Genomic DNA, 22,711 nt, shown 5'->3' with positions numbered 1-22,711 from the left:
AGATCTTGCTTGTCGAGTCTGTCAGACACCCGCGCGTCGTGGGCGACTTCCCGTAACTCCGCCTTGCCTCAAGCCGGTTCGGTGCGCGCGGAACGTGCAGGTCCGCCTTCCACCGGGGGCGGCCGCCGCGCGGTGTCGGGGCGGGCCCGGGAGGTAACCCCGCCGGCTCAGATGACGACGGCCGTGGCACCGTCGATCTCCACCACGTCGACTTCCTGCCCCACGTCGTAGCTGCGGGTGGTGTCGAGCGCGCGTGCCGACCAGACCTCGCCCGCGAGTTTGATCCGCCCGCCGGCGCTGTCGACGCGTTCCAGGACGACGGCCTGCTTGCCCTTGAGCGCGTCCACTCCCGATGCCAGTCCTGGGTTCTGCATCCGGTGTCTGTTGGCGATGGGACGGACGACCGCGATGAGGGCGACGGAGACGATGACGAAGACGACGACCTGGGCGACGATGCCGCCTCCGAGCGCCGCGACGACGGCTGCCGCGACGGCCCCTACGGCGAACATCCCGAATTCGGGCATTGCGGTCACTACGAGCGGGATTCCGAGCGCGACGGCTCCGATCAACCACCACACCCACGCGTCGATGCTCACATCGGCATGGTAGGGCCGCCGTCCCGTCGCCGAACAGACCTCCTGTCAGGAAGCGGACGAGCAAGCGGGTTCAGGACATCGGGAGGCCCTGGGCGGTCCAGCGCTCGCCGACCTGCTCGACCACGAGGGGGAGCCCGAAGCAGCGGGAGAGGTTGCGCGAGGTGAGTTCGATCTCCAGCGGGCCGGCGGCGAGCACCTTGCCCTGACGGAGCAACAGGACGTGGGTGAAGCCCGGTGCGATCTCCTCCACATGGTGGGTGACCATGATCATGGAGGGTGCGATGGGGTCGCTGGCGAGCCGGCCGAGGCGGCGGACCAGGTCCTCGCGGCCGCCCAGGTCGAGACCGGCCGCGGGCTCGTCGAGGAGGAGGAGTTCGGGGTCGGTCATCAGGGCCCGGGCGATGAGGGTGCGCTTGCGCTCCCCTTCGGAGAGGGTGCCGAACTTGCGGTCCAGGTAGTCGTTCATGCCGAGGCGGTCGAGGAAGGCGCGGGCGCGCTGCTCGTCGATGTCCTCGTAGTCCTCGTGCCAGCCGGCGGTCATTCCGTAGGCGGCGGTGAGGACGGTCTGCAGGACGGTCTGGCGCTTGGGCAGCTTCTCGGCGATGGCGACGCCCGCGACGCCGATGCGCGGGCGGAGTTCGAAGACGTCGACCTTGCCCAACTGCTCGCCCAGGATGCTGGCGGTGCCCGTGCTGGGGAAGAGGTAGCTGGAGGCGACATTGAGAAGGGTGGTCTTGCCGGCGCCGTTGGGGCCTAGGATGACCCAGCGCTCCCCTTCCTTGACCGACCAGGAGATCTGGTCCACCAGAGCCCGGCCCTCGCGGACCACGGATACGTCCTCCAGCTCCAGTACATCGCTCATGAGCGCGTTGTCTCCCATTGCAGTATCGGCTGTGAGCCGTCTCAGCTGTCGCGTGCGCCGGTGGGCGCAGCCCCCAGGCAAAACCTACGCCACCACTTGTGCGGACCGTTCCATCGGCCGGTCCCTAGGGTGGTACCCATGCTCTCGGAACCACGCTCTGGACGGTTGGCCTCATGGGGAAACGCACTATTGGCCGGATTGATCTCACCGGATGACGCGGTCCTGGCCGTGGTCGGCGAGGACGCTGTGCATCGCGTCACCGGGCTGCCCGGCGAGGAGGGGGCCGTCGGGCTCACGCTGGCGCTCGGCCGGCTGCGTGCGCTCGGTGTGACCGGCCTGCGGGTCGCGCTGCCCGCGCCGGGCCATCCCCTGGGCCTCAGCGGCCCTCCCGCGTTCAATGCGCGGGCTCTGGAGGCGGGAGAGGCGGTGGTCTGCCAGGGTGCCGCGCTGGGGCTGGTCCCCGAGGTGTCCCAGGCGGGACCCGCGGGCGACGTGCATGTCGAGGTCGCCTGGATCTGCCTGCCGACCAGACAGGCACCGCCCGCGGACGTGCCGTCGCTCGGAGAGGCGGAGCGGGAGCTCGCGGAGGCCCTCAGGGAGGCCACGGAGGTCCTCTCGCGCCTGGACGTCACGGCGTCCGGGCCTGCCGCGGAGGCGGCGATCGACGCCTATCGCGCGCGTGCGGAGCGCGGCCGTGAGCCGCTGGCACCCGGTTACCCGCCACGGGCGGTACGGGTGCTGGAGCTGGCCGAGCGGGTGGCGCTGCTGGTCTCGGTGACGTACGAGAACGGGCACGGCGCGGCCGTGAGCGCGTCGGAGATGGCGGCCCGGACGGAGGCTCTGCGCCCGGTCGAGCGGACGGCCCGGCGGGCGCAGGTGGCGGCGTACAACGCGTATGTGGAGGAGCGTGAGCGCGGCGCGCGGTGACGCGCGTCACCTGTGCGGCCGGTCACGTTGTGCCCTGGGCGCGCGATGCGCCTGTGCCGGTGGCCCGCGGGGCGACCGGCTCGCCCGCTGCCTGGGTTCAGCCCGTCACGCCGTGCCGGACGGCCCACAGGGCGGCCTGGGTGCGGTCGGCCAGGTCGAGCTTCATGAGGATGTTCGACACATGCGTCTTGACCGTCTTCTCCGAGAGGACGAGCGCCCGGGCGATCTCGCGGTTGGAGCGGCCGTCGGCGATGAGCCCGAGGACTTCCCTCTCACGCTCGGTGAGCGAGCCGGCCCTCCCCTGGCCGCTGCCCGTCTCCTCCTGGGAGAGGAGGGCTCCCGCGACCTCGGGCTGGAGCAGCACGTGGCCGGCATGCACGGAGCGGATGGCGCCGGCCAGCGCGTCCGGGTCGACGTCCTTGTAGACATAGCCGGCGGCGCCGGCGCGCAGGGCGGGGACGACCGTCCGCTGCTCGGTGAAGCTGGTGACGATGAGCACGCGCGCGGGGTTGGCGTGCTCGCGGAGCTTGCGCAGCGCCTCGACGCCGTCCATGCCGGGCATCTTGACGTCCATGAGGACCACGTCGGGGGCGAGCTCCTCGGCGCGGGCGACGCCCTCTGCGCCGTCGGAGGCCTCTCCGACGACCTCGATGTCGTCCTGCACCTCCAGGAAGGTGCGCAGGCCCCGGCGGACCACCTGGTGGTCGTCCACCAGCAGGACCCGGATCGGGCCTCCGGGTGGCCGCCGGTCCTGCCGCGCGCCGCCCTCCGGCCCTTTCTCGTCAGCCACCGGGGACCTCCATCTCGATCGTGGTGCCCTTGCCGGGCTCCGAGGCGATGGTGAGCCTGCCGCCGACGCCGCTCGCCCGCTCCCGCATGGAGACCAGGCCCAGGTGGCGGCCGGCGCGGCGGACGGCGCGGGGCTCGAAGCCCGAGCCGTCGTCCGTGACGCGCAGCAGCGTGTCCACGCCGCGGCGTGTCAGGCCGACGTCCACCTGGACCGCTCCCGAGTGCCGCAGGGCGTTGTGCAAGGCCTCCTGGGCCACGCGCAGGATGGCTTCCTCCTGGGCGGCCGGCAGGGCGCGCACGCCGCGGGAGGCGAAGGTGACGCGGGCGGAGTGGGCGCGGTCGAGTACCTGGATCTGGGTGCGCAGGGTGGCCACCAGGCCGTCCTCGTCGAGGGCGGCGGGGCGGAGCTCGACGACGGCAGCGCGCAGCTCGTCGGCGGCCTCCGCGGCGAGCTGCGCCACCTGGTGCAGCTCGCCCTTGGCGCGCGACGGATCGCGGTCCATGAGCGCCACGGCTGCCTGGGCGGTCAGCCGCAGGGAGAAGAGCTTCTGGCTGACGGCGTCGTGCAGCTCGTGGGCGAGGCGGGAGCGCTCCTCGGAGATGGTCAGCTCGCGGCTGCGCTCGTAGAGGCGTGCGTTGGTGAGGGCGATGGCGGCGTGCTGGGCGAGGATCGACAGGAGCTCCTCGTCCTGCTCGGTGAATCCGCAGCCGCCCTGCGGCTTGGGTGAACGCTTGTTGGCCAGGAAGAGCGCCCCGATCGTCTCCTCGCCGTCCCGGATGGGCAGGCCGAGGAAGTCGGACATCTCCGGGTGCGCGCTAGGCCAGCCCTCGAAGCGGAGGTCCTCGCGCACGTCGGCGAGGCGCTGCGGCTTGGCCTCGTGCAGCATCGCGGCGAGGATGCCGTGCTGGCGCGGCAGGGGGCCGATGGCCTTCCACTGCTCGTCGCTGACGCCGTCCACCACGAACTGCGCGAAGCCGCCGTGGTCGTCCGGGACGCCGAGGGCCGCGTACTCGGCGTCGAGCAGCTCACGGGCCGAGGCGACGATCGTCTTCAGGACGTCGCGCACCTCAAGGTGTCTGCTCATGGCCAGCAGCGCGGAGCTCACCGCGTACAGGCCGGAGCGCGGACCATCACTCATGACTTCACGGTACCCGCGGGCGGTGACAGTGCGTATCGGACCTGTGGCGGCCTCCCCCTAGGGCTGAGGACGTAGGGCCAGCGGACGGAGCCGGGGGCGGACCGGGATCCGGGCGGGGGCTCGGTGCCGCGGCGTGGAGGTCCGTCGCAGAAGTCCGGCGCCCCACGCGCGCGTGCACGCGCGGGGACAGGGGACACCGGCCGGAACGGGCTGGTCCAGGCCATGCGCGCCTGATATTCGAGAACGGCAGGGAAACCGCCTGGGGGCGTCCCGGACAAGACCCCAAGAATACTTACCCTGTGCATTGCGTCAGCAACAATTCGTGAAATAGAACGGGCCCCGATGTGAGCCCGGGCATAGGGCGTACATCACTTACGAAGCCACCTAGTGGACGTGCCACCTCTTCTTGAACGGGCACGATGCCGCGGACCACCGTCGCCCAGCAGCGCCCTTTCCACTATCCGCTTTCGTACGTCACATCTTTGCCACGATTTTTTGCGCTCGCTAAGAATGGCTGCCGTCGCCCGGTGTCGCGTGAATTGAAAGCGGCGCTTGTTTCCGAGACATCCGATCCGATTCGGAACGGCGGGCGGCTTCATCCCATTCGAAGAGGTCCAAAACTCATGTCGAAGCGCACTTTCAACTTCAAGAACTTCAAGCCCGGCGGTTCCTTCAACCGCGACATGCTCAACCGTGACGCGCTGAAGCGTGAGGTCACGGAGACGCGTGACCGCCTGAAGCAGTCGATCATGGACAAGCGCGACGTGCTCAAACGGGTGCCGGGTTCCGGTCCCGGTCATAGTCTCGCCCTGTCCCGCACCCACAAGATCGCCGTCGCCGGTGTCGCCGGCCTGGGTGCCGCCGCCATCGCGGTGTCGCTGGTTCCCGACCACTCCGGTGGCCAGCACTCCGCGCCGGTGGGTTACTCCGCCGCGAGCCAGGCGCACACCAGCGTGACGTCTCAGGGCGCGGGTGCCGACCAGAAGGCGCAGATCGCCGACGCGAAGGTGAAGGCGGACAAGACGAACCCGGAGAAGGACCACGGCGCCACGTCCAAGGGCACGGACCACACGCAGAGGGCGGTCTACTCCAACAACCTGGACGGCTGGATCCGTGAGTCGCTGCACATCATGAAGCAGCACCACATCCCGGGCTCCTACAACGGCCTGTACCGCAACATCATGCGTGAGTCGAGCGGTGACCCGAACGCGATCAACAACTGGGACATCAACGCCCAGAAGGGCATCCCGTCCAAGGGCCTGCTCCAGGTGATCCCGCCGACGTTCTCGACGTACCACGTCAAGGGCACGTCCTGGAACATCTACAACCCGGTCGCGAACATCACGGCTGCGGCGAACTACGCCGCCGACCGGTACGGCTCGATGGACAACGTGAACAGCGCCTACTGAGGCTCTTCAACAAGTCAATCGACGACCGGTCCCAGAAGCCTCGCCTGAGGCTCCTCTTGGACCTCTGAGTCTCAGCGATGGCCGCCGGGCGGGCACCCTCACATGGGTGACCCGCCCGGTGGCCTCTGCTGTGCGGGCGTGCCGGGGCCCGCAGAGGCCCCGGCACGCCCGGTCCTACTTGCGCATGACCTCCGGCTCATGGCGGCGCAGCAAGCGGGCGACGGCGAAGCCGCAGATCACGCCGATCGCGATCAGGATCGCCATGTTGGTGAACCACTGGCTCGCCGTGGGATCCCAGAGCGGGTCGACGTCCGTGGGGTTCTTGGGGTCCCACGGGGGCATGACGGTCTGCAGGTGCAGGGTCGCCGCCGAGGCCGAGATGGCCCAGCGGATCGGCATCAGCCAGGCGATCTGCTCCACACCGGGCGATCCGAAGATCTTGAAGAGCACCCCGGTGAAGACCACCTGGACGATGGCGAACATCACCAGCAGCGGCATGGTCTTCTCCGCCGTCTTCACCAGCGCCGAGATGACCAGGCCCACCATCATCGAGGTGAAGCCCAGGGCGATGATCACCAGGCAGAGCTCGACGGCGGGCAGGCTCTTGACGACGATGCCCTCGTCAGGCAGTTCTCGGTTGGAGAAGCCGATGGCGCAGATGATGACGCCCTGGAGCGCGGTGGTCACGCCGAGGACGATCACCTTGGACATCAGGTACGCGGAGCGTGACAGCCCGGTGGCGCGCTCACGCTCGTAGATGACGCGTTCCTTGATCAGTTCTCGTACGGAGTTCGCCGCGCCCGCGAAGCACATGCCGACGGAGAGGATCAGCATGATCGTACCGGCGTTGCTGTTGAAGCGCCCGGGGGGCGGTGGCTTGAGGCCGAAGTCGGTCGGGATGACCACGCTCACCAGGCCGAGGACGGCCGGCAGGATCACCATCAGGCCGATGAAGCCCTTGTCGGAGGCGATCACCGACAGGTAGCGGCGTATCAGGGTGCCGAGCTGCGCGCCCCAGGGCTGCGTCTTGGGGGGCTTGACGGCCCCGCGCGGCGGCATCTGTGCGGACTGCGCGGCGACGGCGTCGATGTCCGCGGCGTACAGCTGGTAGTGCTGCGAGCCCTTCCAGCGGCCCGCCCAGTCGTACTCGCGGTACTCCTCGAAGGCGGAGAAGACGTCGGCCCAGGACTGGTAGCCGAAGAAGTTCAGCGCCTCCTCGGGCGGGCCGAAGTACGCCACGGAGCCGCCCGGCGCCATCACCAGCAGCTTGTCGCAGAGGGCGAGCTCGGCCACGGAGTGGGTGACGACGAGCACCGTGCGGCCGTCGTCGGCGAGGCCCCGCAGCAGCTGCATGACGTCGCGGTCCATGCCCGGGTCGAGGCCGGAGGTCGGCTCGTCGAGGAAGATCAGGGACGGCTTGGTCAGCAGCTCCAGGGCGACCGACACGCGCTTGCGCTGGCCACCGGAGAGCGAAGTGATCTTCTTCTCCTTGTGGATGTCCAGCTTGAGCTCGCCCAGCACCTCGTCGATGCGGGCGGCGCGCTCCTGGTCCGTGGTGTCCGCGGGGAAGCGCAGCTTGGCCGCGAACTTCAGGGCGGTGCGGACGGTGAGCTCCTTGTGCAGGATGTCGTCCTGCGGGACCAGGCCGATGCGCTGGCGCAGCTCGGCGAACTGCTTGTAGAGGTTCCGGTTGTCGTAGAGGACGTCGCCCTGGTTGGCGGGGCGGTAGCCGGTGAGCGCCTTGAGGAGCGTCGACTTTCCGGAGCCGGACGGGCCGATGACCGCGATGACGGACTTCTCGGGGACGCCGAAGGACACGTCCCGCAGGATCTGCTTTCCGCCGTCGACGGTCACCGTCAGGTGCCGGGCCGAGAAGGAGACCTCACCGGTGTCGACGAACTCCTCCAGGCGGTCACCGACCAGCCGGAACGTGGAGTGGCCGACGCCCACGATGTCGTTCGGGCCGATCAGCGCCGAGCCGGACTTGGCGATCGGGATGCCGTTGACGTACGTGCCGTTGTGGGACCCGAGGTCACGGATCTCGAAGCGGCCGTCGGGCGTGGCGTGGAACTCCGCGTGGTTGCGTGAGACCTGGAGGTCGGAGACGACCAGGTCGTTCTCCAGCGCACGTCCGATGCGCATCACGCGGCCGAGCGAGAACTGGTGGAACGTCGTGGGGCTGCGGTCCCCGTACACCGGCGGCACGCCGTTCCCGCCCGCGGGAGGCTGCTGCCAGCCCTGCTGGGGGGCGCCGGCGGGCGGCTGCTGCACCGGCCCGCCCGGCTGCTGGTACGGAGCCTGCTGGGGGGCCTGGGCCTGCTGCGCCCAGCCCGCGGGGGATCCCGCGGGGGGCTGCTGCGGCGCGTACGGCTGCTGGGGCGCCTGCTGAGGGGCCGGCTGAGCCGGAGCGGCAGCCGGTGCGGCCTGCTGGGCCGGCGCGGCCACCGCCGCCGCGGAGGCGGCCACGGGTGCCCCCTGGACGTTCAGCCGCGGCCCGTCCGTCGCGTTGCCCAGGTGCACGGCGGAGCCGGGCGCCATCTCCAGCTGCTGGATCCGCTGCCCCCGCGCGTAGGTGCCGTTGGTGCTGCCGTGGTCCTCGATGACCCAGCTCCGCCCCGTCCAGCTGAGCGTGGCATGCCGCCAGGAGACCCTGGCGTCGTCGACCACGATGTCGCCCCCCGGATCACGTCCGATGGCGTATGTCCTGGACGGATCGAGCGTCCAGGTTTGTCCGTTCAATTCCAGTACGAGTTCCGGCACTCCGAGCCCCACTTTTTGTCCCCCGCGTTACCCCCGTCATGGGGAGTCTAGGGATGTCGAACATCGTGAGGAACTATTTCAGGCTCAGCACCCTGACCGAAAGTCGGGCCTTGTGAAGACCCAGTACCGGGTGCTTTGGGAGGGCTTCCGGCGAAGAACAAGGGGCTTGTCGAGGAAAAAGGAACCTTCCCTTCCGGGAGGCGTGCGTACGGGTGCTTGGCATCCTGGGAGGCGTGTGGCCCGAGAAGGGGCGCGCCATTTCCGCCGGACGCGGGGGGGGCGTACCCCCGACTTCCCGTCATCCGCGGGTCGTGATCGCGGCCGCGGCCGTGACCAGCGGATCCGCGATCGGGTTCGCGACGGTTCACCGGCCTGACCGACGAGGTACGCGGGCCGTACCCGCGGGGTATGCGGGCTGTACGCACGAGGTCGGTGGGCTCCGTGTGGCCCGCGTCCGAAACGCGGACTGCCGAGGCGCCTGTGCAGGGGCGCCGGTTACGGTGGGAGCACCATGAGCGCTTCACAGCCACCGAATGCGACGATGGCCGCTGCCGACGTCCCCACGCTGCTCGTCAAGATCTTCGGCAAGGACCGGCCGGGTATCACCGCCGGGCTCTTCGACACTCTCGCTGCGTACTCCCTCGACGTCGTCGACATCGAGCAGGTCGTCACCCGTGGCCGCATCGTCCTGTGTGCGCTGGTCACCCAGCCCGCCGCCGGCCTGGAGGGCGATCTGCGGGCCACCGTGCACAGCTGGGCGGACTCCATGAAAATGGAGGCCGAGATAATCTCGGGCCTCGGCGACAACCGTCCGCGCGGCGTCGGCCGCTCCCTCGTCACCGTTCTCGGCCACCCGCTGACCGCCCGGTCGACCGCGCGGATAGCCGCACAGATCACCGATGGCGGCGGCAATATCGACCGCATCTTCCGGCTGGCCAAGTATCCCGTGACCGCCGTCGAATTCGCCGTGTCCGGCACCGAGACGGAGTCGCTGCGCACGGCCCTGGCGACCGAGGCCGCCGCCCTGGGGGTCGATATCGCGGTGGTCGCGGCCGGCCTGCACCGCAGGGCGCAGCGCCTGGTCGTCATGGACGTCGACTCCACCCTCATCCAGGACGAGGTGATAGACCTCTTCGCCGCCCACGCGGGCTGCGAGGACAAGGTCGCCGAGGTGACGGAGGCGGCCATGCGCGGCGAGACGGACTTCGCGCAGTCCCTGCACGCGCGCGTGGAGCTCCTCGCGGGGCTCGACGCCTCCGTGGTGGACAAGGTGCGCAGCCAGGTTCGGCTGACGCCGGGCGCCCGCACGCTGATCCGGACCCTCAAGCGGCTCGGCTACCAAGTCGGGGTCGTCTCCGGGGGGTTCACGCAGGTCACGGACGACCTCCGGGACCGCCTCGGGCTGGACTTCGCGCAGGCGAACACGTTGGAGGTGCGCGACGGGAAGCTCACGGGCCGGGTCGTCGGCGAGATCGTGGACCGGGCGGGCAAGGCGCGGCTGCTGCGCCGGTTCGCCGCGGAGGCGGGGGTGCCGTTGTCCCAGACGGTGGCGATCGGCGACGGGGCGAACGACCTCGACATGCTGAACGCGGCCGGCATGGGCGTCGCCTTCAACGCCAAGCCGGTGGTCCGCCAGGCGGCCTACACGGCCGTGAACGTGCCGTTCCTGGACACGGTGCTGTATCTGCTGGGCATCTCCAGGGAAGAGGTTGAGGCGGCCGACACGGTCGAGGGCTGAGGGCCCCTCGCCGGGCACCTCTGCGGGGGCGGTGCCGCGGCTCCCTCCCCCGCGGCCGCGGTGCCCCCGGCTGCCCTAGGTGTTCTGTCCACGGAGGTTGGTGACGGACGCCACGGCTGAGCGATCTTGAAATAGGTGAGGGCCTTCTGGCTCGGTGTGGATTGCGACATCTGCACCGGCGACCAGAAAGGCCCTCGTGCCCCACCGTAATGCACCCCTGACCGAGACAGGACGACTGCGGCTGGCCCGCTGCGTCGTGGAAGACAACTGGCCCCTGCGCCGGGCCGCGGAACGCTTCCAGGTCTCGCCGACAACGGCACAGCGGTGGGCCGACCGCTACCGCAGGCTCGGCGAGGCGGGCATGACCGACCGCTCCAGCCGCCCGCACGCCAGCCCACGCCAGACGTCGACACGTACCGAGCGGCGGATCATCAAGGTGCGCGTACTGCGCCGCTGGGGCCCCGCACGGATCGCGAGCCTTCTGCGGCTGGCGCCCTCCACCGTGCACCGGGTACTCACCCGCTACGGCCTGGCCCGCCTCACGCATCTGGACCGGGCCACCGGCCGCGTCATACGCCGCTACGAACGCGCCAGGCCCGGCGAGCTCGTCCACGTCGACATCAAGAAGCTCGGCAATATCCCCGACGGTGGCGGCCACAAGATCCTTGGCCGCCAAGCGGGCCGCAAGACCCGCTCCGGCGCCGGCTACAGCTACCTGCACACCGCCGTCGACGACCACTCCCGCCTGGCCTACAGCGAGATTTTCACCGACGAGAAGAAAGAAACCGCCGTCGCCTTCTGGATCCGGGCGCAGGCGTTCTTCGCCTCGTGCGGGATCACCGTCGAGCGCGTGCTGACCGACAACGGCTCCTGCTACAAGTCCCGTCTGTGGCGCGATGCCCTGGCGGCGGCCGGGATCACCCACAAGCGAACCCGGCCCTACCGACCCCAGACGAACGGCAAGGTCGAACGCTTCAACCGCACCCTGCTCGATGAGTGGGCCTACGCCCGCCCTTACCGCTCAGAGCAGGAACGACGCGACGCCTTCCCTGACTGGCTGCACACCTACAATCACCACCGCGGACACACCGCGCTGAAAGGCCAACCACCCGCCAGCCGCGTCCCCAACCTCACAGGGCAATACACCTAGGCCGTGTCCGGCGGATCTTCGTGGGCCCGCGACTCCCCCACTGCCTGAAGGGCGTGGGTGGGGGTACCTCCCACGCCCGTTCAGGGCAGTGGGGGAGTGCCCCCAGTACCGCACCTCGCCGCGTTGTCGGAGTCATCCGGGTACGCCCAGTACGAGGATGATCCTCCGCCTTGCGATGCACGGCACCAGACGCCGCAGGCTGATCCACGAAGATCCGCCGGACACGACCTAGGGGCGTGGGGACAGGGGCACGTCCCGCGCCCTCAAGGCAGTGGGCGAGCGACCGGCTACGACGGGACAGTCAGGTCATTGCCGACCCAAAGGGCCGCCCCGGGGGGGGGCGCGCATCGCCCCTTAACAAGGGGCGCGGGGAACTGCGCGACCAGCCACGACGAGACGGTCAGGTCGTCACCGCCCCGAAGGGGCAGTCCGTGTCGGCTCCGGACCACCCCGGTGGGTGGTTGCTCGCGCCGGCGCGGCGGAGCCGCATGTCGATACAGCCCCGCGCCCCTGGGGAGGCCGGGAGGGACCCGCACAGTCCGCGGCCCGCCGAGGGGACCAGGGCGCCCGGACTACTTGCTCGGAGCCCAGAAATCCGTGAGCGTGCCGACGCCGGGTTCCAGCGACTTCCAGGATCCGCTGTACGAGATCACCACGAACGCCGAGGTGGGGAAGCCGCGGCCGTCCATCCGCGCGCGTGCGTCGCCTTCGGACTGGCCGGACAGGATCTCGGCCAGGCCCTGCACTCCGGGGTTGTGACCGATGAGCACCACGCTGCGGGTGTCGTCCGTGGTCTCGTTGAGCACGGTGATCAGCTCTCCCGGGGAGGCCTCGTAGATCCGCTCCTCATACACCGTCTTGGGGCGGTGCGAGAGCTCGTGGACCGCCAGCTTCCAGGTCTCCCGGGTGCGGGCCGCGGTGGAGCAGAGTGCGAGGTCGAAGTCGATGCCCGTCTCGGCGAGCTTGCGGCCCGCGACGGGGGCGTCATGACGGCCCCGGTCGGCCAGCGGACGCTCGTGGTCGGACACCTGGGGCCAGTCGGCCTTCGCATGCCGGAAAAGGACAATCCTGCGGGGTTCTGCGACGCTCATGGCTCCCAGCTTCGCATGAAACGCGCCAGGCGGCGCAGGGAGTTGGCAGCCCCTTCTCGGGCCCCCGCCGCCCGAACGGCGGCCTCCCGGTGGCGGGCCGAGGGATCAGCTCTGGTGCAGCACCGAGTGCTGGATGCCTTGCAGGACACGCCCGAGCGCCGGGTCGCCGCTGGTGCGCGCGTGGGACGGGTTGATCATCACCAGGAGCAGGGCGGCGAAGGCCAGGGCCGGCAGGGCGACGGCCCACCACGGAAGGCGGACCTCGACGCCCCTGTGAGGCGTGGTGTGTGGGTGGGCCTCCATGGTGCCTCCGTGCTCCGCGAGGATCAGCCGCCGTGGTTGCGGCCTTACCTAGAAGCTACGGAGGTGGGCACCGCATTCCCATCCGGTGATCCACCCACTTGACCCTGAGCCTTGCCCCCTAGGGGACGGGGGGTTGTCCCCACCATCGGCCCCTCAGGGCGCGGCGATGGAGGCGATGACCCCGATGATCAGGGTGATCACGAGCATGAGGCCCAGCACCGTGAGGAGCTTCTTCTGGCTGTTCTGCGGGTTCGGATCGAGCACAGGCATGCCGTCAGTGTCCCACCAGGCCGGACCGGTCCCTCGTCGGGGTCACCGGACCGGCCCCGCGGGGGCCGCCTCGCCTCACGCGGTGCCTGCGGTGGCGCGTTCCGCCTCGATGGTGCGGTCACGGCCGGCCAGGACGCCCACCAGGACCTGCGGGACGAGGAGCCCGGTCATCAGGGCGATCGGCAGCCCCCAGCCGCCGCTGTGCTGGTACAGCACGCCCACCAGCAGCGGGCCCGGAATCGAGATCAGATAGCCGACGCTCTGCGCGAAGGCCGACAACTGGGCGACGCCCGCGCCGGTCCTGGCCCGCATGCCGACCATGGTGAGGGCCAGCGGGAAGGCGCAGTTGGAGACGCCGAGCAGCCCCGCCCAGGCCACGGCACCGGCTGCCGGGGCGAGGTAGAGCCCCGCGCAGCCGGCCAGGCCGCACACGCCCAGGACCACCACGATCGGCCCCTGGTGCGGCATGCGCGCGGCGGCCCTGGGGATCACGAAGGCCAGCGGCACCCCGATCACCATCGTGAAGGCCACCAGCAGGCCCGCGGTGCCGGCGGACACGCCCGCGTCGCGGAAGATCTGCGGGAGCCAGCCCATCGTGATGTAGGCGCCGGAGGCCTGGAGGCCGAAGAAGACGGCGAGCAACCAGGCGATCCGGCTGCGGGCGATGCGCAGGCCGCCGCCGGCTCCGGTGCCGTCGACCCCGGCATTGGCCTGTGCGGGTGCCCCGGCCTCGCGGGCGGCGAGTCCGGGCTCCTGGGCTGACGCCCCCGCCTCCCCTGGTTCCTCGACGCGGGTGTCCCCCTGGTCCGCGGGCCCGCCGTCTCGGCGGCGCGCGAGCGGGATCCACGCGAGGGCGGCGATCCCGCCGAGCACCGCCCACGTCCCCAGCCCGGCACGCCACTCGCCGCCGAGGGCGTGGGTGAAGGGCACGGTCAGGGCGGCCGCCAGGGAGGTGCCGAGCGACAGCGCCATGGAGTACAGGCCCGTCATGGGGCCCACCCGGTCGGGGAACCAGCGCTTGACGATCACGGGCATGAGCACGTTGCCGAAGGCGACGCCCATCAGGGCCAGCGCTGTGCCGGCGAGGAAGGAGGCCGTGCCGCCCGCCAGGGGCCGGAGCGCCAGCCCGGCGGTGATGGCGACCATGCCCCCGCACACCACGGCGGCGGGGCCGAAGCGGCGGGCGAGGCGCGGGGCCATGATGCCGAAGACGGCGAAGCAGAACGGCGGCATGGAGGTGAGCAGGCCCGCGATGCTGCCGTTCATGCCGAGGTCGTCCCGGACGTCCTCCAGGAGCGCGCCGAGGCTGGTGACGGCAGGCCGCAGATTCAGCGCCGCAAGGACCATGCCCACGATCAGCAGCCGGATCAGCCAGGCAGGGGGCGCGGACGCCCGGTGCGGCACGTCGGGCGGTGTGGCGAGCCCTGCCGGCGGGGGGCTCGTGCGGGTTTCCTCAACTGCCATGCGAGCCATCATAGGATCGTAGGATGAATAGCTCTGACAGCAGCCTGAGTACGGTACTGCCATGCCGTTGAGTCATCAGCGCCGCTCGGCCCTGTCCGAGCAGGTCATCGCCGAGTTGCGCGCGCAGATCGTGTCGGGCGAGTGGCCCATGGGCGCCCGCATCCCCACCGAGCCCGAACTGGTGGAACAGCTGGGCGTCGCCCGGAACACGGTGCGCGAGGCGGTGCGCGCCCTGGCGCACAACGGCCTGCTGGACATCCGCCAGGGTTCGGGCACCTACGTCGTCGCCACCAGCGAGCTGGCCGGGGTGATGCACCGCAGGTTCGCCGGCGCCGACCCCCGGCACGTCGCCGAGATGCGCGCCTCGCTGGAGTCGAGCGCGGCGCAACTGGCGGCCGAGCGCCGTACCGAGCGCGATCTGAAGCAGCTGGACGCGCTGCTGCTGCGCCGTGAGGAGGCATGGGACTCGGGTGACACGGAGGCCTTCGTGACGGCCGACTCGTCCTTCCACATGGCCGTGGTGTCCGCCTCGCACAACGACGTCATGACGGCGCTCTACGCCGACCTGGGCGAGGTGCTGCGGGAGTGGCTGCGCGAGGACGTGGGCGAGGTGCTGGCCCCGGAGACCCACATGGACCACACCCCGCTGGTCGACGCGATCCGCGCGGGAGACGCCTCCGCGGCCGCCGCGGAGGCGGCGACGTACCCGCTCCAGTGCCGTCCCGGAAGGTGGCGGGCCGACGTGTCCGCGCCGAACACCGATCAGAAGGCGGCCCCGAAGGACTGATCAGCGTCCGCGCTCCGCCGACCGTGGCCCGGGCCTGCAAAGGCCCGGGCCGCGGTGGGCTTCAGGCGCCGATCGCGTGCAGGCCGCCGTCGACGTGGACGATCTCGCCCGTGGTCTTGGGGAACCAGTCCGACAGCAGGGCCACCATGGCGCGCGCCGCGGGCTCCGGGTCGGTCATCTCCCACTCCAGGGGGGAACGGTGTCCCCAGACGGAGGCCAGCTCCTCGAAGCCGGGGATGGACTTCGCGGCCATCGAGCCGATCGGTCCGGCCGCGACCAGGTTGCAGCGGATGTTCTGCTTGCCCAGGTCACGGGCCATGTACCGGTTGGTGGCCTCCAGTGCCGCCTTCGCGGGGCCCATCCAGTCGTACTGCGGCCAGGCGTAGCGCGCGTCGAAGGTGAGGCCGACGACGGAGCCGCCGTTCTGCATCAGCGGCAGGCAGGCCATGGTCAGCGACTTCAGGGAGAACGCCGAGACGTGCATCGCCGTGGCGACGGACTCGAACGAGGTGTTGAGGAAGTTCCCGCCGAGGGCGTCCTGCGGGGCGAAGGCGATGGAGTGGACGATGCCGTCCAGGCCGCCGAGCTCCTCGGAGACGGCCTCCTCCAAGCGCCCCAGGTGCTCGTCGTTGGTGACGTCCAGCTCGATGACCTTCACCGGACGGGGCAGCTTCTTGGCGATCCGCTGGGTCAGGGTCGGTCGGGGGTATGCCGTCAGGAGGATCTCCGCACCCTGCTCCTGAGCGAGCTTCGCGGCGTGGAAGGCGATGGACGACTCCATGAGCACACCGGTGATGAGGATGCGCTTGCCGTCGAGGATTCCACTCATGGTCTTCAGTGCCCCATGCCCAATCCGCCGTCAACGGGAATGACGGCTCCAGTGATGTAAGACGCCTCGTCGGAGGCGAGAAACCGCACGGTGGCGGCGATCTCCGAGGGCTGAGCGTAGCGGCCGAGCGGCACCTGGGAGACGATGCTCTTGCGCTGCTCCTCGGTGAGCACCTTGATCATGTCGGTGTCCACGAGGCCCGGTGCGACGACGTTGAAGGTGATGTTCCGCGAGCCCAGCTCCCGGGCGAGGGAGCGCGCGAAGCCGACGAGTCCGGCCTTGGACGCGGCGTAGTTCGCCTGTCCGGCGGAGCCGAGCAGGCCCGCCACCGAGGAGATCAGCACGACGCGGCCCTTCCTGGCGCGCAGCATGGCGCGGTTGGCGCGCTTGACGACGCGGAAGGTGCCGGTGAGGTTGGTGTCGACGACCGAGCTGAAGTCCTCCTCGGTCATCCGCATGAGCAGTTGGTCCTTGGTGATCCCGGCGTTGGCGATCAGCACCTCGACGGGGCCCTGTTCGGCCTCGATCTCCTTGTACGCCTGCTCCACCTGCTCGGTGTCGGTGATGTCGCAGCGCACGGCGAAGAAGCCCTCCGGCGGCTCACCCGAGCGGTAGGTGATCGCGACCTTGTCGCCCGCGTCGGCGAACGCTTGGGCAATGGCGAGGCCGATGCCCCGGTTACCTCCAGTGACGAGAACCGAGCGGCTCAACGGATCACCCTTTCCTCAGCGGTCTGGTACATCCAAAAACTTATCGGCCCCAGGTCCTCCGTGGAGAATCCACGCCCCACAGTGGCTCGTGTACATGACTGTCGGATCCCTACATAGTCCGGGCGCGCCCGGCCGCGGAGAGGGGTGCCGAGGCGCCCTGGCCCCCGCACGCCCGTCCCCCGGACGGCGTCCGGAGCACGCGTCGGGCCGGGGTCGCGGGTCGTGGGGGTCGCACAAATCAGGCCACGCGCTCCCCGATGGCTACGCGCGCTGATGTGCTTGTGTGCGCGCTGTCACGAGCGCCCTTGCGCTGCCGCGAGCGTGATCGCGCTGTCGACGCAGTGTTATCCACAGGCCCCCGCACGGCCCCCCGCTTCGTGATTGACTTCCGCGTGATCGGACCCCCACGAAGCCATTGGACAGGAGGCCGCTCGTGGCCCACGAGATCGATCAGTCGTTCCTCGCGCTCCCGCTGCGGGCCCTCGCGGACGCCGCGCTGGCCCGCGCCCGCGCGCTCGGCGCGCAGCACGCGGACTTCCGCTTCGAGCGGGTGCGCAGCGCCTCGTGGCGGCTGCGCGACGCGAAGCCGTCCGGTTCCTCGGACAGCACCGACCTCGGATACGCGGTGCGCGTGGTGCACGACGGCACCTGGGGCTTCGCGGCGGGCGTCGAGCTGACGGCGGACGGCGCGGCACGGGTGGCCGAGCAGGCCGTGGCCGTGGCCAAGCTGTCCGCGCAGGTCATCGAGGCTGCGGGAGCGGAGGCCGACGTCTCGCTGGCCGACGAGCCGGTGCACGCCGACAGGACCTGGGTCTCCGCGTACGAGATCGACCCGTTCTCGGTGCCGGACGAGGAGAAGAGCGGCCTGCTGGCCGAGTGGAGCTCGCGCCTGCTGCGTGCCCAGGGCGTCGCGCACGTCGACGCCACCCTGCTCACGGTCCATGAGAACAAGTTCTACGCGGACACCGCGGGCACCGTCACCACGCAGCAGCGGGTGCGCCTGCACCCCCAGCTCACGGCGGTCGCGGTGGACGAGTCGAGCGGGGAGTTCGAGTCGATGCGCACGCTGGCGCCCCCGGTCGGCCGCGGCTGGGAGTACCTGACCGGCACCGGCTGGGACTGGGACGGCGAGCTGGCCGAGATCCCCGAGCTGCTCGCCGAGAAGATGCGCGCCCCCAGCGTGACGGCCGGCCCGTACGACCTGGTGGTCGACCCGTCCAACCTCTGGCTGACCATCCACGAGTCCATCGGCCACGCCACCGAGCTGGACCGCGCCCTCGGCTACGAGGCGGCCTACGCGGGCACCTCGTTCGCCACCTTCGACAAGCTCGGCACGCTCAAGTACGGCTCCCAGATCATGAACGTCACGGGCGACCGGACCGCAGAGCACGGCCTGGCCACCATCGGCTACGACGACGAGGGCGTGGCCGCCCAGTCCTGGAACCTGGTCAAGGACGGCGTCCTGGTCGGCTACCAGCTCGACCGCCGCATCGCCAGGCTCACGGGCTTCGACAGGTCCAACGGCTGCGCCTACGCCGACTCCCCCGAGCACGTGCCGGTGCAGCGGATGGCGAACGTCTCCCTCCAGCCCGATCCCGGCGGCCTCTCCACGGAGGATCTGATCGGGGGCGTGGACCGCGGCATCTATGTCGTGGGCGACCGCTCCTGGTCGATCGACATGCAGCGGTACAACTTCCAGTTCACCGGCCAGCGGTTCTTCCGCATCGAGAACGGCCGGCTCGCCGGCCAGCTCCGCGACGTGGCCTACCAGGCGACGACGACCGACTTCTGGGGCTCCATGAGCGCGGTGGGCGGCCCCCAGACCTACGTGCTGGGTGGCGCCTTCAACTGCGGCAAGGCCCAGCCGGGCCAGGTGGCGGCGGTCTCGCACGGTTGCCCGTCCGCCCTGTTCCGCGGCGTGAACATCCTCAATACGACGCAGGAGGCCGGTCGATGACCCCCACCCACACCCCCCGTGCGAGCAAGCCGCACGAGGTCGTCGAGCGTGCCCTGGAGCTGTCCGGGGCCGACGGCTGCGTGGTGATCGCGGACGAGCACTCGTCGGCGAACCTGCGCTGGGCCGGGAACGTCCTGACCACCAACGGCGTCACCCGCGGCCGGTCGGTGACCGTGATCGCGACGGTGGACGGCGCCCAGGGCACGTCGTCCGGAGTGGTGTCCCGCTCGGCCGTCACGCAGGACGACCTGGAGCCTCTGGTGCGGGCCGCCGAGGAGGCCGCGCGGCGGGCGGGACCGGCCGAGGACGCCCAGCCGCTGATCGCCGGGATCGACCCGTCCCCCGCCTTCACGGACGACCCGGGCGAGACATCCTCCGCCGTCTTCACCGCCTTCGCCCCGGCGCTCGGCGAGTCCTTCGCCCGGGCCAGGGCGGGCGGGCGCGAGCTGTACGGATTCGCCAACCACGAGTTCGTCACCAGCTACCTCGGCACGTCGACGGGGCTGCGGCTGCGGCACGACCAGCCGACCGGGACCCTTGAGGTCAACGCCAAGTCCCCCGACCGCACGCGCTCCGCATGGGTCGGCCGGGCCACGCGCGACTTCCAGGACGTCGACCCCGCGGCGCTGGACGCCGAGCTGGCGCAGCGGCTGAGCTGGGCGGAGCGCAGCACGGAGCTGCCCGCCGGCCGGTATGAGACCCTGCTGCCGCCCAGCGCGGTGGCCGACCTGCTCGTCTACCAGATGTGGTCGTCCTCGGCCCGGGACGCGGCCGAGGGCCGCACGGTCTTCTCCAAGCCCGGCGGCGGCACCCGGGTCGGGGAGCGGCTGGCGGAGCTGCCGCTCACCCTGCGCAGCGATCCGAACGAGCCGGGTCTGGAGGCGGCGCCCTTCGTGCTGGCGCACTCCTCGGGCGACGACATCTCGGTGTTCGACAACGGCCTGCCCCTGGCGAACACCGACTGGATGCGCCGGGGCGAGCTGGCGCACCTCCTCAGCTCCCGGCACAGCGCGGGGCTGACCGGGCTGCCGGTCACCCCGCCCGTCGACAATCTGGTGCTGGAGGGCGGGTCGGACCGCTCGCTGGACGAGATGGTCGCCGCGACCACGGGCCGCGCCCTGCTGCTGACCTGCCTGTGGTACATCCGGGAGGTCGACCCCGCGACGCTCCTGCTCACGGGCCTGACCAGGGACGGCGTGTTCCTGGTGGAGGGCGGCGAGGTCGTCGCGGCGGTGAATAATTTCCGCTTCAATGAGTCCCCGGTCGATATCCTCGGTCGTGCGGCGGAGGCGGGGCGCACCGAGAAGACCCTGCCGCGCGAGTGGGGCGACTGGTTCACCCGCGCCGCCATGCCCGCCCTGCGCGTGCCCGACTTCAACATGAGCTCGGTCAGCCAGGGCGTGTGATGTGCCCGGCCTCATAGACTGGCCGGGCCCGGGCAAGCGCGGACGCTCGCCCGTTGGAGTGAGCACGGGACCGGTTCCGCAGGGGTGCGGACCGTCCCGTTCCACCTGATGAACGCGCCAGAAGGAGACAGAGGACCGTGACGGACATCGTCGACGAGCTGAAGTGGCGGGGGCTGTTCGCCCTCTCCACGGACGAGGACGCATTGCGCAAGGCGCTCGCGGACGGTCCCGTCACGTTCTATTGCGGCTTCGACCCGACCGCGCCCAGCCTGCACGTGGGCCATCTCGTGCAGGTGCTCACCGTCCGCAGGCTCCAGCAGGCCGGGCACCGACCGCTGGCGCTGGTCGGCGGGGCGACGGGCCTGATCGGCGACCCGCGGCCCACCGCCGAGCGGACGCTGAACGAGCCGGAGACGGTCGCGGGCTGGGTCGACAAGCTGCGCCGCCAGATCGAGCCGTTCCTCACCTTCGAAGGCGAGAACGCCGCCGTCATGGTGAACAACCTGGACTGGACGGCCGGCCTCACGGCGATCGAGTTCCTGCGGGACATCGGCAAGCACTTCCGCGTCAACAAGATGCTCACGAAGGACTCCGTCGCCCGCCGTCTGGAGTCCGATCAGGGCATCAGCTACACGGAGTTCAGCTACCAGATCCTCCAGGGCATGGACTTCCTCCAGCTCTACCGGCGGTACGGCTGCGTGCTCCAGCAGGGCGGCAGCGACCAGTGGGGCAACCTCACGGCGGGCCTGGACCTGATCCACCGGCTGGAGCCCGGTGCCGAGGTGCACGCGCTGGCCACCCCGCTGATGACCAAGACGGACGGCACCAAGTTCGGCAAGACCGAGGGCGGCGCCGTCTGGCTCGACCCGGAGATGACCACTCCGTACGCGTTCTACCAGTTCTGGCTGAACGTCGACGACCGCGACATCTCCGGGTACCAGCGCATCCTCAGCTTCAAGCCGCGCGCCGAGCTGGAGGAGCTGGAGCGGCAGACCGAGGAGCGCCCGCAGGCCCGGGCGGCGCAGCGGGCGCTGGCCGAGGAGCTGACGACGCTGGTGCACGGGCCGGAGCAGTGCGCGGCGGTGATCGACGCGTCGAAGGCCCTGTTCGGCCAGGGTGACCTGGCCGCGCTGGACGAGCCGACGCTGTCCGCGGCGCTCGCCGAGCTGCCGGGGGCCCGGGTCGCCTCGCTCGGCCCCGTGGTGGACCTGCTCGCCGAGGTCGGCCTGGCGCCCAGCAAGTCCGCCGCCCGCCGCACCATCAAGGAGGGCGGGGCCTACGTGAACAACGCCAAGGTCACCGCCGAGGAGCACGTCCCGGCCCGCGAGGACCTGCTGCACGGGCGGTGGCTGCTGCTCCGCCGCGGCAAGCGGAATCTGGCGGCGGTGGAGGTCGTCGAGGACTGACCGAGGTGGGTGGGCGCGGCCCGCGCCCACCCGCCGTGGCTCGCCGCCCGGTATGCCGGGTGCCAACGCCTGGGTGGCGGGCGTCCGCTCGGCACGCGGGCGTCGGCAGGCGGCTCCCGCGTCACATCCACGCAGCGCTGCCACGCATGCACGCCCCCTCGGATCCGCCCCCGTCGGATCCGCCCCCGTGAGAACCTCCCCCGTCAGAACCGCCACGTCGGATCCGCCCCGGCGATCAGAGTCCGGGCGTGCCCGCCCGATTGCCCGCTACATCGATCTGATGCCTTCTGATGCCCTGGTGGATGCCGGGTGGCGGGCAGATTTCCGTGCTGCTTACACCGATGAGGGCCAGACGTGCGATCGGTGCGCCGGATCGGCGCCGACGCGGGCGGGCCGGTCTCGAAGGCGTGCATGTCGCGGCGTACCGTAGGCAGTGAACGGACCTTGTGCCGGGCGGGTCCGCGTCGAGTTTCGAGTGGGCATCGTCCGGTAGACGTCGAGGTCTCCCCCAGCCCGTCCCGGGTGCGGGGAAAGGTGGTGGAGTGATGCGGAAGCAGCGCAAGGCCGAGGTCTTCCGGATCACAGGAGCCAGGCAGGGACTGCGCGACGACGTCCGCGGCCGGCAGCGTCGGTACATAATCTCGATGTCCGTCCGGACCGTGTCGGTCATCCTGGCCATAGTGCTGTGGAACATCGCGCAGCCCGTCGCGATCGTGGCGCTGGTCCTGGGATTCATCCTGCCGTATGTCGCGGTGGTGATCGCGAACGCCGGCCGCGAGAACGCGCCGTCACAGCCCCCGAGGTTCGTGCCGACGCCGTCCCGTCCGATGCTGACGAGCGGCAACCGCCGACCGGTCGCCGATCCCCCGGCGCACCGGCCCGCACCGGAGGAGGAAGCTCCGCCCGGCAGGTCGGGTGCGGAGCCGCCCACATCGCCCTCCGCGGATTCCGGCGGCCCGGCCACGACCACCGCCGACCCCTCCTCGTCACCGCCCCAGGACCGCGCCTGACCACGGACGATGGCGGTGCGACGGAGCCGGGCAAGAAAAGCTCAGATCAATCGTGCTGTTCCGGTGCCGGGGGATGGGTCACGCATGACATACTTCGAGAGCGCTCCG

The 22,711-nt window shown here is 70.7% G+C and carries 20 protein-coding genes; 9 read left to right on the top strand and 11 right to left on the bottom strand.

Going from position 1 to position 22,711, the window contains the following annotated elements:
- Positions 1-167: 167 nt before the first annotated feature.
- Together Sm713_RS20000 and Sm713_RS19995 are read right to left on the bottom strand one after the other, a co-directional pair.
- A complete protein-coding gene (locus Sm713_RS20000; protein WP_212910945.1) occupies positions 168-596 on the bottom strand; it encodes an NfeD family protein in 429 nt (142 codons plus the stop codon).
- Positions 597-666: 70 nt separating this feature from the next.
- Positions 667-1,458 (bottom strand): ABC transporter ATP-binding protein, encoded by a 792-nt coding sequence (locus tag Sm713_RS19995; RefSeq protein ID WP_212910944.1) that lies wholly within the window; start codon positions 1,456-1,458, stop codon positions 667-669.
- 138 nt (positions 1,459-1,596) lie between these two features.
- Here Sm713_RS19995 and Sm713_RS19990 point away from each other — a divergent pair, with 138 nt between their 5' ends.
- Complete coding sequence (locus tag Sm713_RS19990; protein WP_212910943.1) at positions 1,597-2,385, top strand: hypothetical protein; 789 nt, start codon at positions 1,597-1,599, stop codon at positions 2,383-2,385.
- Between the two features lie 97 nt (positions 2,386-2,482).
- On the opposite strand, the gene Sm713_RS19985 is transcribed toward Sm713_RS19990, so the two are convergent.
- Positions 2,483-3,112, bottom strand: a complete 630-nt coding sequence (locus Sm713_RS19985) for a response regulator transcription factor (RefSeq protein ID WP_212912139.1) — start codon at positions 3,110-3,112, stop codon at positions 2,483-2,485.
- Between the two features lie 55 nt (positions 3,113-3,167).
- The gene (locus Sm713_RS19980; RefSeq protein ID WP_212910942.1) at positions 3,168-4,313 is read right to left on the bottom strand and encodes a GAF domain-containing sensor histidine kinase; all 1,146 of its coding nucleotides are present in this window, start codon (positions 4,311-4,313) and stop codon (positions 3,168-3,170) included.
- 749 nt (positions 4,314-5,062) lie between these two features.
- Between Sm713_RS19980 and Sm713_RS19975 the strand changes: the two genes are divergently transcribed.
- Positions 5,063-5,722, top strand: coding sequence for a transglycosylase SLT domain-containing protein (locus tag Sm713_RS19975; protein ID WP_212912138.1), 660 nt, complete (start codon positions 5,063-5,065; stop codon positions 5,720-5,722).
- A 174-nt stretch (positions 5,723-5,896) separates the two neighbouring features.
- Here the strand turns inward: Sm713_RS19975 and Sm713_RS19970 are convergent, their stop codons facing one another.
- Positions 5,897-8,461 carry an FHA domain-containing protein gene (locus Sm713_RS19970; protein ID WP_249416404.1) on the bottom strand — a complete coding sequence of 855 codons (2,565 nt, stop codon included), beginning with the start codon at positions 8,459-8,461 and terminating at the stop codon, positions 5,897-5,899.
- A 532-nt stretch (positions 8,462-8,993) separates the two neighbouring features.
- Here Sm713_RS19970 and serB point away from each other — a divergent pair.
- Both serB and Sm713_RS19960 read left to right on the top strand, forming a co-directional pair.
- Positions 8,994-10,220 (top strand): phosphoserine phosphatase SerB, encoded by a 1,227-nt coding sequence (serB, locus tag Sm713_RS19965; RefSeq protein ID WP_212910940.1) that lies wholly within the window; start codon positions 8,994-8,996, stop codon positions 10,218-10,220.
- Between the two features lie 196 nt (positions 10,221-10,416).
- Positions 10,417-11,370, top strand: a complete 954-nt coding sequence (locus tag Sm713_RS19960) for an IS481 family transposase (RefSeq protein WP_212910452.1) — start codon at positions 10,417-10,419, stop codon at positions 11,368-11,370.
- Positions 11,371-11,942: 572 nt separating this feature from the next.
- Here Sm713_RS19960 and Sm713_RS19955 read toward each other — a convergent pair.
- The 4 genes from Sm713_RS19955 to Sm713_RS19945 form a co-directional block, all read right to left on the bottom strand.
- Positions 11,943-12,461: a histidine phosphatase family protein gene (locus Sm713_RS19955; protein WP_212910939.1), complete on the bottom strand. Its 519-nt coding sequence runs from the start codon at positions 12,459-12,461 to the stop codon at positions 11,943-11,945.
- Between the two features lie 105 nt (positions 12,462-12,566).
- The gene (locus Sm713_RS19950; RefSeq protein ID WP_212910938.1) at positions 12,567-12,764 is read right to left on the bottom strand and encodes a hypothetical protein; all 198 of its coding nucleotides are present in this window, start codon (positions 12,762-12,764) and stop codon (positions 12,567-12,569) included.
- Positions 12,765-12,917: 153 nt separating this feature from the next.
- The gene (locus Sm713_RS41200) at positions 12,918-13,034 is read right to left on the bottom strand and encodes an SGM_5486 family transporter-associated protein (RefSeq protein ID WP_283249784.1); all 117 of its coding nucleotides are present in this window, start codon (positions 13,032-13,034) and stop codon (positions 12,918-12,920) included.
- A 75-nt stretch (positions 13,035-13,109) separates the two neighbouring features.
- The gene (locus tag Sm713_RS19945) at positions 13,110-14,507 is read right to left on the bottom strand and encodes a CynX/NimT family MFS transporter (RefSeq protein ID WP_374196010.1); all 1,398 of its coding nucleotides are present in this window, start codon (positions 14,505-14,507) and stop codon (positions 13,110-13,112) included.
- 52 nt (positions 14,508-14,559) lie between these two features.
- Between Sm713_RS19945 and Sm713_RS19940 the strand changes: the two genes are divergently transcribed.
- Entirely contained in the window at positions 14,560-15,285 is a 726-nt protein-coding gene (locus Sm713_RS19940) for a FadR/GntR family transcriptional regulator (protein WP_212910936.1), read from the top strand.
- A gap of 61 nt (positions 15,286-15,346) precedes the next feature.
- Here Sm713_RS19940 and fabI read toward each other — a convergent pair whose 3' ends face one another.
- Together fabI and fabG are read right to left on the bottom strand one after the other, a co-directional pair.
- Positions 15,347-16,114: an enoyl-ACP reductase FabI gene (gene fabI, locus Sm713_RS19935; RefSeq protein WP_212910935.1), complete on the bottom strand. Its 768-nt coding sequence runs from the start codon at positions 16,112-16,114 to the stop codon at positions 15,347-15,349.
- A 5-nt stretch (positions 16,115-16,119) separates the two neighbouring features.
- Positions 16,120-16,824, bottom strand: coding sequence for a 3-oxoacyl-[acyl-carrier-protein] reductase (gene fabG / locus Sm713_RS19930; RefSeq protein ID WP_212910934.1), 705 nt, complete (start codon positions 16,822-16,824; stop codon positions 16,120-16,122).
- 433 nt (positions 16,825-17,257) lie between these two features.
- On the opposite strand from fabG, the gene Sm713_RS19925 reads away from it, so the two are divergent.
- From Sm713_RS19925 to Sm713_RS19910, 4 genes are all read left to right on the top strand, one after another.
- Positions 17,258-18,781, top strand: a complete 1,524-nt coding sequence (locus Sm713_RS19925) for a TldD/PmbA family protein (protein ID WP_212910933.1) — start codon at positions 17,258-17,260, stop codon at positions 18,779-18,781.
- Entirely contained in the window at positions 18,778-20,187 is a 1,410-nt protein-coding gene (locus Sm713_RS19920; protein ID WP_212910932.1) for a metallopeptidase TldD-related protein, read from the top strand. The genes Sm713_RS19925 and Sm713_RS19920 overlap by 4 nt, the downstream gene beginning before the upstream one ends.
- Positions 20,188-20,324: 137 nt before the next feature.
- Positions 20,325-21,593, top strand: coding sequence for a tyrosine--tRNA ligase (tyrS, locus tag Sm713_RS19915; RefSeq protein ID WP_212910931.1), 1,269 nt, complete (start codon positions 20,325-20,327; stop codon positions 21,591-21,593).
- Positions 21,594-22,138: 545 nt separating this feature from the next.
- Positions 22,139-22,603 (top strand): DUF3099 domain-containing protein, encoded by a 465-nt coding sequence (locus Sm713_RS19910; RefSeq protein ID WP_212910930.1) that lies wholly within the window; start codon positions 22,139-22,141, stop codon positions 22,601-22,603.
- The last annotated feature ends 108 nt before the right edge of the window (positions 22,604-22,711 follow it).

This window comes from Streptomyces sp. TS71-3 (assembly GCF_018327685.1).
In the GTDB taxonomy this organism is placed as follows: domain Bacteria; phylum Actinomycetota; class Actinomycetes; order Streptomycetales; family Streptomycetaceae; genus Streptomyces.
The sequence above is the reverse complement of the archived record's forward strand: the minus strand, read 5'-3'. Positions and strand labels throughout refer to the sequence as shown.

Coding starts and splice junctions, on each gene's coding strand:
- Sm713_RS19955 (WP_212910939.1), bottom strand. CDS start 12,461: ATGAGCGTCGCAGAACCCCGCAGGATTGTCCTTTTCCGGCATGCGAAG.
- Sm713_RS41200 (WP_283249784.1), bottom strand. CDS start 13,034: ATGCCTGTGCTCGATCCGAACCCGCAGAACAGCCAGAAGAAGCTCCTC.
- Sm713_RS19995 (WP_212910944.1), bottom strand. CDS start 1,458: ATGAGCGATGTACTGGAGCTGGAGGACGTATCCGTGGTCCGCGAGGGC.
- Sm713_RS19975 (WP_212912138.1), top strand. CDS start 5,063: ATGGACAAGCGCGACGTGCTCAAACGGGTGCCGGGTTCCGGTCCCGGT.
- Sm713_RS19980 (WP_212910942.1), bottom strand. CDS start 4,313: ATGAGTGATGGTCCGCGCTCCGGCCTGTACGCGGTGAGCTCCGCGCTG.
- Sm713_RS19910 (WP_212910930.1), top strand. CDS start 22,139: ATGCGGAAGCAGCGCAAGGCCGAGGTCTTCCGGATCACAGGAGCCAGG.
- Sm713_RS19920 (WP_212910932.1), top strand. CDS start 18,778: ATGACCCCCACCCACACCCCCCGTGCGAGCAAGCCGCACGAGGTCGTC.
- Sm713_RS19990 (WP_212910943.1), top strand. CDS start 1,597: ATGCTCTCGGAACCACGCTCTGGACGGTTGGCCTCATGGGGAAACGCA.
- fabI (WP_212910935.1), bottom strand. CDS start 16,114: ATGAGTGGAATCCTCGACGGCAAGCGCATCCTCATCACCGGTGTGCTC.
- Sm713_RS19940 (WP_212910936.1), top strand. CDS start 14,560: ATGCCGTTGAGTCATCAGCGCCGCTCGGCCCTGTCCGAGCAGGTCATC.
- Sm713_RS19950 (WP_212910938.1), bottom strand. CDS start 12,764: ATGGAGGCCCACCCACACACCACGCCTCACAGGGGCGTCGAGGTCCGC.
- serB (WP_212910940.1), top strand. CDS start 8,994: ATGAGCGCTTCACAGCCACCGAATGCGACGATGGCCGCTGCCGACGTC.
- Sm713_RS19945 (WP_374196010.1), bottom strand. CDS start 14,507: ATGGCTCGCATGGCAGTTGAGGAAACCCGCACGAGCCCCCCGCCGGCA.